Below are 15,767 nucleotides of genomic sequence, written 5' to 3'. Positions count from 1 at the left end.
GCCCACGTGGGTCCATGGTGACGGGCTGTGGTGGGCCCCGGCTCCTCGGTCGGGCCGGCAGCCCGCCGCGGCGGGCGCGCGGGTCGCCGGATCGGCGTGCCCGGGGCGTGAGACGATCTGGGCGTGACGGCGACGATCCTGGACGGCAAGGTAACCGCGGCGGAGATCAAGGACGAGCTGCGGACGCGGGCCAAGGCGCTGGCGGAACGCGGCATCGTCCCGGGACTGGGCACCGTCCTGGTCGGGGCGGACCCCGGTTCCCAGGCGTATGTCAACGGCAAGCACCGCGACTGCGCCGAGGTGGGCATCGCCTCGATCCGTCGCGAGCTGCCCGCCGACGCGACCCAGCAGCAGGTCGACGACGTGCTGGCCGAGCTGAACGCCGACCCGGCCTGCCACGGGTACATCGTCCAGCTTCCGCTGCCGGGCCACCTCGACACCCAGCGCGCGCTGGAGATGATCGACCCGGACAAGGACGCCGACGGGCTGCATCCGGTCAACCTCGGCCGGCTGGTCCTCGGCTACCCCGGCCCGCTGCCCTGCACCCCGCGCGGCATCGTCGAGCTGCTCCGCCGGCACGACGTGGCGCTGCGCGGCGCCAATGTCGCCGTCGTCGGCCGGGGCAACACCGTGGGCCGCCCGCTCGGCCTGCTGCTCACCCGGCGCAGCGAGAACGCCACGGTGACCCTGTGCCACACGGGCACCCTCGACCTGGCCTCGCACACCCGGGCGGCGGACGTCGTCATCGTCGCGGCCGGGGTGCCGGGGCTGCTCACCGCGGACATGGTCACCCCCGGCGCGACGGTGGTCGACGTCGGCATCACCCGGGTGGTCGGCGCGGACGGCAAGGGCCGCTACACCGGCGACGTCGCCCCCGAGGTCGCCGAGGTGGCCGGGAAGCTGGTCCCGATGCCCGGCGGCGTCGGCCCGATGACCCGCGCCATGCTGCTCACCAACGTCGTCGAGCGCGCCGAGGGCAACTGAGCCACCGTCCCTCCGTGGCTGCCGTCCGGGCGCGGCGGAGCCTCGACCCATCCTGCCGAAAGGCCGCCGGTTATGCCCCGATCGGTGCCAGGATGACTGATACGGTCCGGTAATCCGTCGGGTATCAGGGAGTGGGACGACCATGGGTAAGAAGGTCACTGTCGTCGGGGCGGGCTTCTACGGCTCCACCACCGCGCAGCGCCTGGCCGAGTACGACGTCTTCGACACCGTGGTGATCACCGACATCGTGGAGGGCAAGCCGGCCGGCCTCGCCCTGGACCTCAACCAGTCGCGCCCCGTCGAGGGCTTCGAGACCACCGTCGTCGGCGTCACCACCGGCCCGGACGGCGAGGGATACGAGGCCATCGCGGGCTCGGACGTCGTGGTGGTCACCGCCGGCCTGCCGCGCAAGCCGGGCATGAGCCGGATGGACCTGCTGGAGACCAACGCCAAGATCGTCCGCCAGGTCGCCGAGAGCGTGGCCCGGCACGCCCCGGACGCCGTGGTCATCGTCGTGTCCAACCCGCTGGACGAGATGACCGCGCTGGCCCAGCTCGCCACCGGGTTCCCGAAGAACCGGGTGCTCGGCCAGGCCGGCATGCTCGACTCCGCCCGGTTCACCAACTTCGTCGCCGAGGCCCTGTCCGTGCCGGTCCGGTCGGTGAAGACCCTGACCCTCGGCTCGCACGGCGACACCATGGTGCCGGTCCCGTCGATGAGCACCGTCGACGGCAGGCCGCTGCGCGAGGCGATGCCGGCCGAACAGATCGAGGAACTGGTCGTGAAGACCCGCAACGGCGGCGCCGAGGTGGTCGCGCTGCTGAAGACCGGCTCGGCGTACTACGCCCCGTCGGCCGCCGCCGCCCGGATGGCCAGGGCCGTCGCGGAGGACTCCGGGGAGGTGATGCCGGTCTGCGCCTGGGTCGACGGCGAGTACGGCATCTCCGGCGTCTACCTCGGCGTCGAGGCCGAGATCGGCGCGGAGGGCGTCCGGCGAATCATCGAGACCAGCCTGGACCCCGACGAACTGGCCAGCCTGAAGGCCGCCGCCGAATCCGTCCGCGCCAAACAATCCGACATAAGTGACATGTAACCCCACCCCACCCCTGTTTCTCCCCGGTGGTCAGGAGGGCTGGGGCAGCGACACGAAGGGGTGGCCCAGGTGGGGGGTGGCCAGGGTGGCTGCGGGGTGGGCGAGCAGGGTTCGCAGCAGGGCCGTGCGGGTGTCGCGCGCCGTTGCGGGCTGCTCGTCGTGGGCGTACGCCAGGCCGGGGTCGACGAGCTGGACCGCGTGCACCAGCAGGTCGCCGGTGACCAGTAACCGCTCGTCGCCTGCGTCCACCAGCACCGACTGGTGACCGGGGGTGTGCCCCGGCGTGCTCAGCACGCGTACCCCCGGGGTCAGCGGGGTGTCGCCGTCGAGGACCCGGAGCTGGCCGGCGGCGCGCAACGGCGCGACCAGCCCGGCGCCCAACCCCGGATTGATCGACCCCAGGGTGTCCAGCTCGGCGCGTTGCACCAGGTAGTCGGCGTTGCCGAACCAGGGTGTGCCGGCCGTGCCGGTGATCGCCCAGCCGATGTGATCGGTGTGCAGGTGGGTCAGCACCACCGTGCGGACGTCGGCGGGGTCGATGTCGGCGGCCGCCAGCTCGGCCGGTAGCCGCCCGGGCACCGGGGCCCAGCTCGCGGCGGGGGAGTCGGCCGGGCCGATGCCGGCGTCGACCAGGGTGACCGGGCCGTCCCCGACGCGCAGGGCGAAGCAGCGGAACTGCAGCCACCACCGCCCGTCGTCGGTGACCGCGGCCGGGTCCCGCTCGTCGGCCGCGCGCCAGTGCTCGGCCGTGGCGCCCGGGAACGCCTCCTCGCGGGGCTGGAAGAAGGGGCCCTCCCCGTCGGCCAGAGCGGTGACCGTGATAGACCCGAGGGTGCGGCGCGGCGGCATCCGGTGATGATGCCAGCGATCTCCCGTGCCGTGCACCCCGTTTCCACCGGCCCACCGAGGCCGGCTGGGGACTGCCGGCCAGTTTCCAGTACGCTCGTACTGCTAGAGCATGTGTCCCCCGAGAGGAGCGCCGGTCGATGGCGAAGATCAAGGTAAACAACCCGGTCGTGGAGATCGACGGCGACGAGATGACCCGGATCATCTGGAAGCAGATCCGGGAGCAGCTGATCCTGCCCTACCTCGACGTCGACCTGCACTACTACGACCTCTCGATCCAGCACCGCGACGAGACCGACGACCAGGTCACCGTCGACGCCGCCAACGCCATCAAGGAGCACGGCGTCGGCGTCAAGTGCGCCACCATCACCCCGGACGAGGCCCGGGTGGAGGAGTTCGGCCTGAAGAAGATGTGGCGGTCGCCGAACGGCACCATCCGCAACATCCTCGGCGGCGTCGTCTTCCGCGAGCCGATCATCATGTCCAACGTGCCGCGGCTGGTCCCGGGCTGGACCAAGCCGATCATCATCGGCCGGCACGCCCACGGTGACCAGTACAAGGCGACCGACTTCGTCGTCCCCGGCCCGGGCACGGTGACCATCACCTACACCCCGGCGGACGGCTCCGCGCCGGTGGAGATGGAGGTCGCCAAGTTCCCCGGCGGCGGCATCGCCATGGGCATGTACAACTACGACGAGTCGATCCGGGACTTCGCCCGCGCCTCGTTCCGGTACGGCCTGGACCGCAACTACCCGGTCTACCTGTCGACCAAGAACACCATCCTCAAGGCGTACGACGGCCGCTTCAAGGACCTCTTCGCCGAGGTGTTCGAGAACGAGTTCAAGGCGGAGTTCGCGGCCGCCGGCATCACCTACGAGCACCGGCTGATCGACGACATGGTCGCCGCCGCCCTCAAGTGGGAGGGCGGCTACGTCTGGGCCTGCAAGAACTACGACGGTGACGTGCAGTCCGACACCGTCGCGCAGGGCTTCGGCTCGCTCGGCCTGATGACCTCCGTGCTGCTCTCCCCGGACGGCCGCACCGTCGAGGCGGAGGCCGCGCACGGCACCGTCACCCGGCACTACCGGCAGTACCAGAAGGGCGAGAAGACCTCGACCAACCCGATCGCCTCCATCTACGCCTGGACCCGGGGCCTGGCCCACCGGGGCAAGCTGGACGGCACCCCGGCGGTCACCGAGTTCGCCAATACCCTGGAGCAGGTCATCGTCGACACCGTCGAGGGCGGCCAGATGACCAAGGACCTCTCGCTGCTCATCTCGCGGGACGCCCCGTGGCTGACCACCGACGAGTTCATGAACGCGCTGGACGAGAACCTGGCGCGTCGGTTCGCCGCCTGACCTACCGTCCACCCCCCCTGCGCGGGGGATGCGCCACCGACCGAGCCCGCCGGCCCCGCGCCGGCGGGCTCCGTCGTGTCCGGGATCCCTACTGTCCCGGCTCGTCGTGTCCGGGCTGAGGGCCTTCCGGTGCGCCTGCCGTCACCGGGGGGTCAGACCGCTCGTTGACATCCCGGCCCGGATCTCCGGTCAGGCGGCGCGGAGCAGCTCGGCGGCGCGTTCCGGGGCGATGTCGTTGATGAACACCCCCATGCCGGACTCCGAGCCGGCCAGGTACTTCAGCTTGTCCCCGGCACGCCGGATGCTGAACAGCTCAAGGTGCAGGTGCCCCAGCTCGCGGTCGACCCGTACCGGGGCCTGGTGCCAGGCGGCGATGTAGGGCATCGGCAGGTCGAACAGCCCGTCGAAGCGGCGCAACACGTCCAGGTGGAGCGGGCCGAAGGCGTCCCGCTCCTCGTCGGTCAGGGCGGGGATGTCCGGCACCGGCCGGTGCGGGGCGACGTGCACCTCGAACGGCCATCGGGCCGCCGCCGGCACGTACGCCGTCCAGTGCTCGTTGCTCGTGACCACGCGCGTCCCGGCGGCGCGCTCGGCGGCGAGGACGTCGGCGTAGAGGTTGCCGCCGCCGGTGCGCCCCGCGTGCCGACGGGCCGCGCCGAGCATCGCCCGGGTGCGCGGCGTGACGAACGGGTACGCGTAGATCTGGCCGTGCGGGTGGTGCAGGGTCACCCCGATCTCCACGCCCCGGTTCTCGAAGCAGAACACCTGCTCCACCCCGGGCAGCTCGGCCAGCGCCGCCGTGCGGTCGGCGAGGGCGTCCAGCACGGTGCGGACCCGGCGCGGCGGGAGGCCGGCGAACGAAGCGTTGTGGTCGTCGGTGAAGCACACCACCTCGCACCGCCCCTGGCCGGGCCGGACCGGGGTGAACGGGGTGATCTCCGAGGGTTCCTCGCCGATCCGCTGGCTCAGCGACGGGAACCGGTTCTCGAACACGGCGACGTCGTAGTCCGGCGCCGGGATCTCGCTGAGCCGGTCGCCCCGGGACGGGCAGAGCGGGCACTGGTCGGCCGGGGGCAGGAAGGTGCGGATCTGCCGGTGCACGGCGACGGCCACCCACTCGTCGGTCAGCGGGTCGTACCGGAGCTGGGACGCGGGCGGGGGCGGCGGCAGCTCCCGCCGGTCCGGCTGGTCGCGGACCGCGTCGTCCCGCTCGTCGAAGTAGATCAGCTCCCGGCCGTCGGCCAACTCGATCGTCGTACGCTTCACTCCGCCGTTTCCTCTTCCTGGTCGGCGCGGCCGGCGTCAGGTGGACTGGAGACGGGGCTCCACCCACCCGATCTCGGTCAGGTGATGCATCACCGCGTGCACCGCCTCGTCGATCGACAGGTCGGTGGTGTCGACCACCACGTCGGCGTCCGCCGGCACCTCGTACGGGTCGTCGATGCCGGTCATCCCGGTGAGCAGGCCGGCCCGGGCCCGGGCGTACAGGCCCTTGCGGTCGCGCTGTTCGCAGACCTCGATCGGGGTCGCCACGTGCACCAGCACGAAGCCCGCCCCGGCGGCGTGGGCCATCTCCCGGGCGGTCGCCCGCGCCGCCGCGTACGGGGCGATCGGGCAGCAGATGCCGACGCCCCGGTGCCGGGCGACCTCGGCGGCCACCCAGCCGATCCGCCGGACGTTGAGGTCCCGGTCCGCCTTGCTGAAGGTCAGCCCGGCGGAGAGTTCCCGGCGCACCACGTCGCCGTCGAGCAGGGTCACCGTCCGGTCCCCACCCTCGCGCAGCGCGTCCGCCAGGCCCCGGGCGATGGTCGACTTGCCGGAGCCGGAGAAGCCGGTCAGGAACACCACGAGCCCCCGGTGCCGCCGGGCCGGGCGGGCCCGGGTGAGTTCCTTGGCCACCGCCGGCGGGGTGTGCCACTCCGGCAGCGGGAAACCCCGGTCGAGCAGGTCGTCGATCTCCGCCTGGCTGAGCGCCAGCCGCCGGTTGCGCGGCGGGATGTCCTCCCGCCAGCGCCACTGCCCGTCCCGGTTGTCGTAGGCCAGATCGCGGGGGACCAGCACCCGCAGGCCCGCGCCGGAGAGCATCTCGCCGGTGGAGAGCAGGTGGGTCACCCCGTACGCGGCGGCCACCCGGGCCTGGAGCAGCGCGTCGCTGATCTCGTCGCGGCGGCGGGACAGCGGCACCGCGACCAGGGTCGCCGGGGGCATCCGGTCCCGGCCGGCGAAGACCGCCCGGACCAGCGCCTCGGAGGGCAGCCCGTTGGTCGTTCCCTCGCCGACCGGAATCATCACCAGCAGGTGCGCCCCCAGGGTGCGGGCCGCGTGGGCGATCTGGGCGAGCTGCGGGCGGTGCAGGGGCCGGTCGGCGAGGACGCCGAGCACCCGGCCCGGGGGCAGCAACGCCCGGATCTCCTCCGGGCTGCGGCGCAGCCGCTGGAACGGGCCGTGGCCGCCGTCGCCGAGGCGCCGTACCGGGCCGGCGATTCCGGCGACGCCGTCCCGGGCCGGCCAGACGTCGGTGACCTCCAGCGCGGCGACCGGGGCGCCCTCACCGTCGGTCAGCACCAGCGCCCGGCGCTGCGGGTCGGCCGGGTCCAGGCCGTCGGCGAGCGCCGCCGGCACCTGGAGGGTCACCGGCACCTGCCAGGACGTGCCGTCGGCGAGCCGGCCCCGCCGGGCGACGCCGACCAGGTCCGCCCTGGTCATGAAGCCGGCGAGCGGCGCGTACGCCCCGGTCAGCAGCAACTCCAGATCGGCCAGCTCCCCGGGCCGCGGTGTGTACGCCGGAGCGTCCCGCAGCACCTCTTCGGGCAGCACCCACCCGTTACTCATCGCATCCCCCACTACTGGCCGGCACACAGTTTCTCAGTCGACCGGCGATCGGTCGAGAGCGCCATTCCCCCTACCGGGTGGAGTTGCCGGGGTCGGTCAGCCGGCGGCCCTCGGTGAAGCGCCGACGTGTCGCCGGTCACGGACGGCGCGAGGCGGGCGGGGCGGCGTTTCTCTGCCGCCGTTCACCTGCGGTCCAAAGCTCATCCACAGCTTGTTCATACGCCGTTTCCATGACCGATCGCTTTCCTTGGCCCCCAGCCGTTCCGTCAGCCGAGGAACCCGACCGGAGGAAACGTGTCCATGCGTCTACGGTTGCACCGCCGAGCCCGTCCCCCAGACCCGGCTGCTGACCATCGAGGCGACCCGACACCGGATCCCGGCCCCGCGACGGCCGGCCCGGACCACGCGGGTCACGCCCTGCGGGCGCCGAGCAAACTGCACGCGTTCAACCGGTACGAGATCAAGTACCTGGTCGCGACCACGAAGGTGCCGGCGCTCCGGCGTGAGCTGGCCGGCCGGCTCGCCCCGGACAGCCACGGCGGCGACGACGGGTACGGGGTGTGGAGCGTCTACTACGACACCACCGACCTGCGGTTCTACTGGGAGAAGATCGAGGGGCTGCGGTTCCGCCGCAAGCTGCGGATACGCCACTACGGCGACCGCTCCACCATCGACGACGACACCACCGTGTACGTCGAGATCAAGCAGCGGGTCAACCGGGTCACCCAGAAGCGCCGGATCGCCCTGCCGTACCGGCTGGCCCGGCGGCTCTGCGACGAGCGGGTGGCGGTCGAGCACGACCTCGCCCAGGGGGCGTTCGTCGATGAGGTGCTCGAACTCGTCGCCGGCCTCGACCTGCGCCCGGTGGCGATGACCGGCTACCAGCGCGAGGCGTTCGTCGGTCAGGACGCCGACCTCGGGCTGCGGGTCACCCTCGACCACCGGATCCGGGGCCGGGACCGCGACTTCCACCTCGGGGCCGAGGCCGAGAACCGGCTGATCGTCCCGGCCGGGCTGTCGGTCGTCGAGATCAAGGCCAACGAGCGGGTCCCGTACTGGCTCACCGACCTCGCCGCCCGCGCCGAGCTTCAGGTGGTGCGGGTCTCCAAGTACTGCCAGAGCGTCGAGGCGTTCGGCCGGGCGCCGCGTTCGGTCTTCCACGTCCAGGACGACGACCCCGCCGCCGGCCTGGCGGCGGCCACCCCTACCAGAAGTGAGGCCTGAGCACCGATGGACATCACCTTCCAGGATCTGTCCGGCACGTTCAGCGTCGGCGACATCGCCATCGTGCTGTCGCTGTCCTTCCTGCTGAGCGCCATGATCGGCTGGATCTACCGGGCCACCCACCGCAACGTGTCGTACAGCCAGTCGTACGTGCAGACGTTGATCATCCTCGGCATGCTGATCTCGCTGATCATGCTGGTGGTGGGCTCCAACATCGCGCGGGCGTTCGCCCTGGTCGGGGCGCTGTCGGTGGTGCGGTTCCGTAACGCGATCAAGGAGACCCGGGACGTCGGGTTCATCTTCCTGGTGATGGGCGTCGGCATGGCCTGCGGCACCCGGTTCTACACCCTGGCCATCGCCGCCGCCGTCGCGATCAGCCTGATCATCGTGGTGATGCACCGGTTCAACTGGTTCGCCCTGAACGTGCAGCGCCAGGTGGTCAAGGTCCAGGTCCCGGCCGGCGGCAACCACACCGCCGACATCCAGGACGTGCTGGTCCGCTACACCACGGAGTTCGAGCTGGTCAGCCTGGAGACGATCCGGGCCGGCGCGCTCACCGAGCTGATGTACACGGTCCGGCTCAAGAAGGGCAGCGAGCCGGGCGAGCTGATCTCGGCGCTCGGCGAGCGGACCTCCGGCCAGCGGGTGACGGTGCTGACCGGCTACGACCAGACGGACCTGTGATGTCCGAGCCGCTGCGCACCCGGTCCCTGCTGCCCCGCAAACTGCGGCGACGCCTACCGGTGCGGGTGCGGCAGAACTGGAAGCTGCTGACCACCTGCGTGGCGTTCGTCGCCGTCCTCACCCTGGTGCTGGGCACGGAGCGGATCCACCCGTACGTCACGAGCGCCAGCGACACCGGGGCGGACGCGGTGACCGTGGACATCGCCGGCACGACGGACCTCTTCGACGCGACCACCGCCCACTCGATCCGGCTCACCTTCCGGGACGCGGACTACGAGCGGATGCTCGACACCTACTGGAAGGAGGGGGAGAAGGACTACGTCGAGGCGGACCTGACCATCGACGGCACCACGGTCCCCAGCGTCGGCATCCGGCTCAAGGGCAACTCGACGCTGGGCGGGCTGACCTGGAAGGGCGAGAGCAAGCCGCGACAGGGCGGCGGCGGTTTCCCCGGCGGGGGTGCCGCCCCCGGCGGCGGGCGCCCCGCCCCCGGCGCCGGCCAGCAGCCGGGCCAGGGCCAGCAGCCGGGCCAGGGCCAGGGCCAGCAGCCGGGTCGGGGCGGGTTTCCCGGTGGGGGGATGGCCCGGACCTCGCTGAAGGCCGAGGAGCCGGAGACGCTGCCCTGGCTGATCAGCTTCGACGAGTTCGTCGACGGCCGCCGGTACCAGGGGCACAGCGAGGTGGCCGTCCGGGTCTCCGGCATGGGCGGCGGCTCCACCGTGCTGAACGAGGCGCTGTCGCTGTCCCTGCTCGCCGGCGTCGGCGAGGCGGCCCAGCGGTACGCGTACTCCTCGTTCACGGTGAACGGCCGGCCGACCACGGCCCGGCTGCTGGTCGAGCACCCCGACGAGCACTTCGCCGACCAGATGGACGGCACCGGTGTGCTCTACAAGTCCCTGGCCAGCAGCAGCTTCACCGATCAGGGCGACGACCAGACCGACTACCAGGACGACTTCAAGCAGATCACCATGCAGGGCAGCCAGGACCTGCAACCCGTGATCAACCTGATCAAGTGGGTGAACTCGGCGAGCGACGAGGAGTTCGACGCACACCTCACCGACCGGGTCGACGTGGAGTCGTTCGCCCGCTACGTCGCACTCCAGAACCTGCTGCTCAACTTCGACGACATGTCCGGACCGGGGAAGAACTACTACCTCTGGTACGACCTGGAGACGAAGAAGTTCAGCGTGATCAGCTGGGACCACAACCTCACCTTCAGTGGCAACGCCGCCCAGGGACCGCACGACAGCGGCGGCCTCGGCATGCCGGGCGGGATGCGGCCCACCGAGGGCGAGCAGGCTCCCGAGGGGGCGGGGCCGCCCGGTGGGGCGGGGTTCCCCGATGGCGCCCAGCCGCCGGGCGGCGCGGACGCCGGGCGGGAGGACGGAGCCGCCGAGCGAGGCCGGCCCGGCGGCATGATGTCGGGCCACAAGCTCAAGGAGCGCTTCCTGGCCAGCGACGCCTTCAAGGGCGTCTACGAGGACGCGTACCGCGCGCTCTACCAGCAGGTGTACGCCGACGGGCGGGCCGCCGGCTCGCTCGACGCGATCACCGCGGTCCTCAAGGCGGTGGACGGGGCCGACGCGACGGCCGTGGACACCGACGCGGACCGGCTGCGCACCCTCGTGAAGCAGCGGACGGAGAGCCTCCGGGGCAACGAGGTGATCACCCGCGGCTGAACCCGGCGGGGCGGGGCCGGGCGGGCAGCACGCCGGCCCCGCCCCTCGTCGTGTCCCGGCCGCGCCCCTTCCTACCCCGCCCGTCGGCATTCCCCGGGACGGCCGGAATGGTAGGACTGGTCGGAGAATGGTAGGGCTGGCCGGATGGACCGGGCCGGGCCCGCTACGGAAGGCTGGGTGCCATGGTGGCGGACACAAGCCGGGCGACGCCCCGGCGGTCGTACCCGAGGAGCACCCGGCACTGGGCGACCAGCCTGGCGATCGCCGGGACGGCCGCGGCGGCGACCACCACGGTGGCCCAGTCGATCGGCGACTACCACTGGTGGGCCGGCTTCGTCCTGGTCCCCGGGGCGCTGACCGCGGCGGGCGGCGGGGTGCTGCTGGCCCGCGGCGGCGGGCGGGCGTTCGTCGGGTACGTCGTGGCCTGCGTCGGCGTGCTGATCTTCACGGTCGGGGCGCTGCTGATGACCGGCACGACCGGCCGGGGCTGGCCGGCCCTGGTCACGCTGCCCTGCCTGGCGGTCGCCGGAACCTACCTGTGGCGGTCCGCCGACCCGCTGGCCCGGGGGCTGCACCGGACGGTCGCCCTGCTCGCCCTGGCCGGCGCCCTGGTCGGGGTGACCCTGTTCCTCATCCGCGCCCGGCTCGTGGACCCGGGGCAGACCCACTGGTGGGGCGGGTTCGTGCTGCTCGCCGGGGTGGTGGTCTGCGGCAACGCGGTCGAGCTGGCCCGGCACCGGATGCCGTACCGGCTCCAGGCGGTCACCCTGCTGGTCGGGCCGGCCGTGGTCGCCGCCCTGCTCGGCGTCCGCATGCTGCGCGGCTGGTGAGGCCCCGCGCGGCTCAGAAGGCGCAGGCGACGACCAGCTCCGGGGCGCGGTCCGGCAGCAGGTCGAGCCGGTCGATCCGGCCGGCGGCCCGCAGGTCGTCGGCGATCAGCGTCAGCCGGTCGAGCAGGGCGGCCGGGCCGAGCGCCTCGGCCAGCGGCACCTCCGCCCGCATCGACAGCTTCCGCTCGGACTTGGCCCGGCGCACCTGGCTCAGGGCGTCCCCGGCCAGCCGCAGCAGCTCCGGGTCGCCGTCGCCCTGGATCGCCCGCCCGACCTCGTGCGTCGTCGGCCAGGTGGCGCGGTGCACCGACCCGTACCGCCACCAGGACCAGACCTCCTCGGTGGCGAACGGCAGCACCGGCGCGAACAGCCGCAACTGCACCGACAGGGCGGTCGCCAGCGCCGCGCGGGCCGAGTCGGCCCCCGGCCCGGTGCCGTAGGCGCGCTCCTTCACCAGCTCGATGTAGTCGTCGCAGAACCGCCAGAAGAATCCCTCCGCCGCCTGGAGGGCGGCCGTGTGGTCGTACCCGTCGAAGGCGGCCGTCGCGGCGGCGACCACGCCGGACAGCTCGGCGAGCATGGCGGTGTCCAGCGGCTCGGTGGCCGACAGCTCCAGGTCGCGGCGCGGCGTCAGACGCGCCGAGCTGGAGTTGTCGTACGGGGCGCGCAGCGCGTCGGCCGCGCCCAGCCCGAGGGCGAACCTCGACGCGTTGAGCAGCTTGGTGGCCAGCCGCCGGCCCACCTTGATCTGCGCCGGGTCGAAGGCCAGGTCCATGCCGGGCCGGCCGCTGGCCGCCCAGTACCGGACCGCGTCGGAGCCGTACTGCTCCAGCAGCGCCATCGGGGTGGTGACATTCCCCTTGGACTTGGACATCTTCTTCCGGTCAGGGTCGAGGATCCAGCCGGAGAGCACCGTGTCCCGCCAGGGCAGCACGCCGTGCTCCAGGTGCGCCCGGACGATCGTGGAGAACAGCCAGGTGCGGATGATCTCCTGCCCCTGCGGGCGCAGGTCCATCGGGAAGACCTGCCGGAACAGCTCCGGGTCGGTCTCCCAACCGCCGACGATCTGCGGGGTCAGTGACGAGGTGGCCCAGGTGTCCAGCACGTCCGGGTCGCCGACGAAACCACCGGGCAGGCCGCGCCGGGACTCGTCGTAGCCGGGCGGCGGCTCGCTGGACGGGTCGACCGGCAGCGCCGACTCGTTTGGTGTGAGAGGGTGGGAAAGGTCCGGCTCGCCAGTGTCGTCGAGCCGGTACCACACCGGCACCGGCACGCCGAAGAAGCGCTGCCGGCTGACCAGCCAGTCACCGGTCAGGCCGCCCACCCAGTGGTCGTAGCGGTGCTTCATGTGCTCCGGCACCCAGCGCAGCTCCCCGCCCCGGGCCAGCAGCTCCGCGCGCAGGCCGGTGTCCCGCCCGCCGTTGCGCAGGTACCACTGCCGGGTGGACACGATCTCCAACGGCCGGTCGCCCCGCTCGTAGAACTTCACCGGATGCGTGATCGGGCGCGGCTCGCCGACCAGGTCGCCCGCGTCGGCCAGCAGCCCCACCAGCGTCCGCCGGGCGCCGTTCACGGTCTGCCCGGCCAGCGCCGCGTACGGCTCCGCCGGCACGCCGGCCGGCGGCTCCGGCAGCAGCCGCCCGTCCCGGCCGATCACCACCCGGGTGTCCAGGTCCAGGTCCCGCCACCAGGTCACGTCGGCCAGGTCGCCGAACGTGCAGACCATCGCGGCGCCCGTGCCCTTCGCCGGGTCCGCCAGCGGATGCGCGCGCACCGGCACCTCGACCCCGAAGACGGGGGTACGCACCGACGAGCCGACCAGGTCCGCGTACCGCTCGTCGTCGGGGTGGCAGACCAGCGCCACGCAGGCCGGCAGCAGCTCCGGCCGGGTGGTGTCGATCAGCACCTCCCGCCCGCCCGGCCCGGCGAACCGCAGCCGGTGGTACGCCCCCGGCCGCTCCCGGTCCTCCAGCTCCGCCTGCGCCACGGCGGTGGCGAACCCGACGTCCCACAGCGTCGGCGCCTCCGCCTGGTACGCCTCGCCCCGGGCCAGGTTGCGCAGGAACGCCCGCTGCGACGTTGCCCGGGCCACCCGCCCGATCGTGGTGTACGTCAGCGACCAGTCCACCGACAGCCCGAGCCGCCGCCACAGCGCCTCGAACACCTGCTCGTCGGCGGCGGTCAGCACCCCGCACAGCTCGACGAAGTTGCGCCGGGAGATCGGCGTCGGGTCCTTGCGGGCCGCGTCGTCGACCGGGGCGGCCGGCGGCTGCCAGTCCGGGTCGTACGGCAGCGTCGGGTCGCAGCGCACCCCGTACACGTTCTGCACCCGGCGCTCGGTGGGCAGGCCGTTGTCGTCCCAGCCCATCGGGTAGAACACCGTCCGGCCGCGCATCCGCTGGAAGCGGGCCACCGTGTCGGTGTGCGTGTACGAGAAGACGTGCCCCATGTGCAGCTCGCCCGACACGGTCGGCGGCGGGGTGTCGATGGAGAACACGTCGGCCCTACGACCATTCCGGCTCGGCGCGTCGGGCACCGGAACGGTCGCCTTGGAACGGTCGAACGCGTACGTGCCCTCCTCCTGCCAGCGGCGGGCCCAGGTCTCCTCGAGCCCGTCCAACGTGGGCCGCTCGGGGACGCCGGCACGGGCCGTCCTCGCCGTATCAGTCATCCGTCGATCCTAGGCAGCGGCGGTGCGTCCAACCACGGCTTTAACCGGCCGACGGTCAGCGCTTGATCGGGCCGAAGACCGGGCCGGTGGTGGCCAGCCGGAATCCGAAGCGGCCGTTGGTGCGGGCGTTGGCCCGGTCGAGGATGGTCGAGACCGGGGCGTACCTGTTGTGCTCGTCGGCGTTGACGCACCGCCCCTGGCCGGGATCGCCGCTGGACAGGATGCCCAGCGCCTTGCCGTCGGACTCGGTGAAAAGCGGGCCGCCACTGTCCCCGGGCCGGGCGCAGATCCGCACGTCGATGCCGCCACCGGACTTACCGGTGATCTCCCCGCACCGGGTGCCGGGCAGGTAACCCGACCCGGCACCGGAGTCGACGTAGGGCTCGCCGGCCTTGGGGGTGTAGGCGGAGCCCGTCGCGCAGACCACCCAGCCGGTCTGGATGCCGCTCCACGACACGTACCCGGTGATCGCCACGTCCCGGCTGGTCGTGCAGCGCGGGTTGTCGGCGACGCACCAGTAGTTGACCAGGCTCGGCCGGCTGGTCGCCGTGGTCGGGTACGCCCACCGCTTCAGGGCCCCCGCCTGGTACGGCATGACCGCGTAGTCGTTCGGGTAGGTGCTCTCGGTCAGCGCGGCGTTGCCGGACTCGATCGTGACCGGGCTCTTGGGCCCGAGGAACTTGTGCCAGGTGTCGTCGCGCCGGGTGTGTCTGCTGCCGGCCACGCAGTGCCCGGCGGTCAGCACGTAGGCCGCCCCGTGCCGGTCCAGCACGTTGAAGCCGCTGGTGCAGCCGCCGACCGTGCCGTCGTCGCGCGGGACGTCCAGCCGGATGCCGCCGCGCATCGGCGCCTTGTCGCAGTCGAGCGGGTCGCACGCCTTCGGCACGGAGACCCGAGCCACCCGGGCACGGGACCGGGTGGACACCCCGGCGTCGGCCAGCGCCGCCGGCAGTCGCCGGTCGCCTGCGGCGACCCGGCCACCGGTGAGCACCACGACCTCGTTGGCCGCCTGGTCCACCACCACGTCGGTGCCGACGGTCGCGCCCAGCGCCTTGGCGACCCGGGCCGCCGAGGCGTCGAGCTGCCGCAGCGAGTGCCGCACCGGCACCACCCGGACGTGGGTCGCGTCCGGCACGGCGGCCACGGCGGCCCGTACGGACTCGGGCCGGGTGGCGGCGACGGTGAGCACCCCGCCGGCCGACTGGTCGAGCCACATCCCGCCGTACTCGCCCGGAAGGCGGTCGGTGAGCGTCGCGGCCAGCGGCTGGGCGAGTTCCTGGAGGGTGAGCCGCCGGGCCGCCTCGGTCGCGGAAATCCCGTACCGGTCGCGCAGGTAGGCGACGGACGCGGGCGCGGCGGCGGCGACCTCGGCGGCGGGTCGCCCGGCCGCCACCGGCCTCGCCGCCGCCCCGTCGGCCGGCGTCAGCCCGTAGGCGGTCGTCCCGACCGCGCAGGCGGCGGCGACCCCAAAAATGATCATGCGTCGTGTACGCACCCCGTGTCCTCCCCGTGTGGTCGGCGGTGCCCGATCGGACGTAATTCTAGGCGCCTTCCGTCGGCCAGGGC

The 15,767-nt window shown here is 72.9% G+C and carries 12 protein-coding genes; 7 read left to right on the top strand and 5 right to left on the bottom strand.

Annotated features, from left to right (window positions below):
• The first annotated feature begins 123 nt into the window (after positions 1-123).
• Together GVV04_RS06770 and mdh are read left to right on the top strand one after the other, a co-directional pair.
• Positions 124-984, top strand: a complete 861-nt coding sequence (locus tag GVV04_RS06770) for a bifunctional methylenetetrahydrofolate dehydrogenase/methenyltetrahydrofolate cyclohydrolase (protein ID WP_161685685.1) — start codon at positions 124-126, stop codon at positions 982-984.
• 142 nt (positions 985-1,126) lie between these two features.
• Positions 1,127-2,077 carry a malate dehydrogenase gene (gene mdh, locus GVV04_RS06765; RefSeq protein WP_161685683.1) on the top strand — a complete coding sequence of 317 codons (951 nt, stop codon included), beginning with the start codon at positions 1,127-1,129 and terminating at the stop codon, positions 2,075-2,077.
• A 30-nt stretch (positions 2,078-2,107) separates the two neighbouring features.
• Here mdh and GVV04_RS06760 read toward each other — a convergent pair whose 3' ends face one another.
• On the bottom strand, positions 2,108-2,926 hold the full coding sequence (locus GVV04_RS06760; RefSeq protein WP_161685681.1) for an MBL fold metallo-hydrolase: 819 nt from the start codon (positions 2,924-2,926) through the stop codon (positions 2,108-2,110).
• Between the two features lie 137 nt (positions 2,927-3,063).
• Between GVV04_RS06760 and GVV04_RS06755 the strand changes: the two genes are divergently transcribed.
• A complete protein-coding gene (locus tag GVV04_RS06755) occupies positions 3,064-4,281 on the top strand; it encodes an NADP-dependent isocitrate dehydrogenase (RefSeq protein ID WP_161685679.1) in 1,218 nt (405 codons plus the stop codon).
• Positions 4,282-4,470: 189 nt separating this feature from the next.
• On the opposite strand, the gene galT is transcribed toward GVV04_RS06755, so the two are convergent.
• Both galT and cysC read right to left on the bottom strand, forming a co-directional pair.
• Entirely contained in the window at positions 4,471-5,547 is a 1,077-nt protein-coding gene (gene galT, locus GVV04_RS06750; protein WP_161685677.1) for a galactose-1-phosphate uridylyltransferase, read from the bottom strand.
• A 36-nt stretch (positions 5,548-5,583) separates the two neighbouring features.
• Positions 5,584-7,113, bottom strand: a complete 1,530-nt coding sequence (gene cysC / locus GVV04_RS06745; protein WP_161685674.1) for an adenylyl-sulfate kinase — start codon at positions 7,111-7,113, stop codon at positions 5,584-5,586.
• Between the two features lie 300 nt (positions 7,114-7,413).
• Here cysC and GVV04_RS06740 point away from each other — a divergent pair, with 300 nt between their 5' ends.
• The 4 genes from GVV04_RS06740 (at position 7,414) to GVV04_RS06725 (ending at position 11,530) form a co-directional block, all read left to right on the top strand.
• Entirely contained in the window at positions 7,414-8,337 is a 924-nt protein-coding gene (locus GVV04_RS06740; protein WP_161685671.1) for a polyphosphate polymerase domain-containing protein, read from the top strand.
• 6 nt (positions 8,338-8,343) lie between these two features.
• The gene (locus GVV04_RS06735) at positions 8,344-9,021 is read left to right on the top strand and encodes a DUF4956 domain-containing protein (RefSeq protein WP_161685668.1); all 678 of its coding nucleotides are present in this window, start codon (positions 8,344-8,346) and stop codon (positions 9,019-9,021) included.
• Entirely contained in the window at positions 9,021-10,700 is a 1,680-nt protein-coding gene (locus tag GVV04_RS06730; RefSeq protein WP_161685665.1) for a CotH kinase family protein, read from the top strand. Before GVV04_RS06735 ends, GVV04_RS06730 begins: the two co-directional genes overlap by 1 nt.
• Before the next feature lie 182 nt (positions 10,701-10,882).
• Positions 10,883-11,530, top strand: coding sequence for a hypothetical protein (locus GVV04_RS06725; protein WP_161685662.1), 648 nt, complete (start codon positions 10,883-10,885; stop codon positions 11,528-11,530).
• Between the two features lie 13 nt (positions 11,531-11,543).
• On the opposite strand, the gene valS is transcribed toward GVV04_RS06725, so the two are convergent.
• Entirely contained in the window at positions 11,544-14,201 is a 2,658-nt protein-coding gene (gene valS / locus GVV04_RS06720) for a valine--tRNA ligase (RefSeq protein ID WP_161685659.1), read from the bottom strand.
• 55 nt (positions 14,202-14,256) lie between these two features.
• The gene (locus tag GVV04_RS06715) at positions 14,257-15,681 is read right to left on the bottom strand and encodes a trypsin-like serine protease (RefSeq protein WP_161685656.1); all 1,425 of its coding nucleotides are present in this window, start codon (positions 15,679-15,681) and stop codon (positions 14,257-14,259) included.
• Between the last annotated feature and the right edge of the window lie 86 nt (positions 15,682-15,767).

Source organism: Micromonospora rubida (assembly GCF_009908295.1).
Lineage (GTDB): Bacteria > Actinomycetota > Actinomycetes > Mycobacteriales > Micromonosporaceae > Micromonospora > Micromonospora rubida.
The sequence above is the reverse complement of the archived record's forward strand: the minus strand, read 5'-3'. Positions and strand labels throughout refer to the sequence as shown.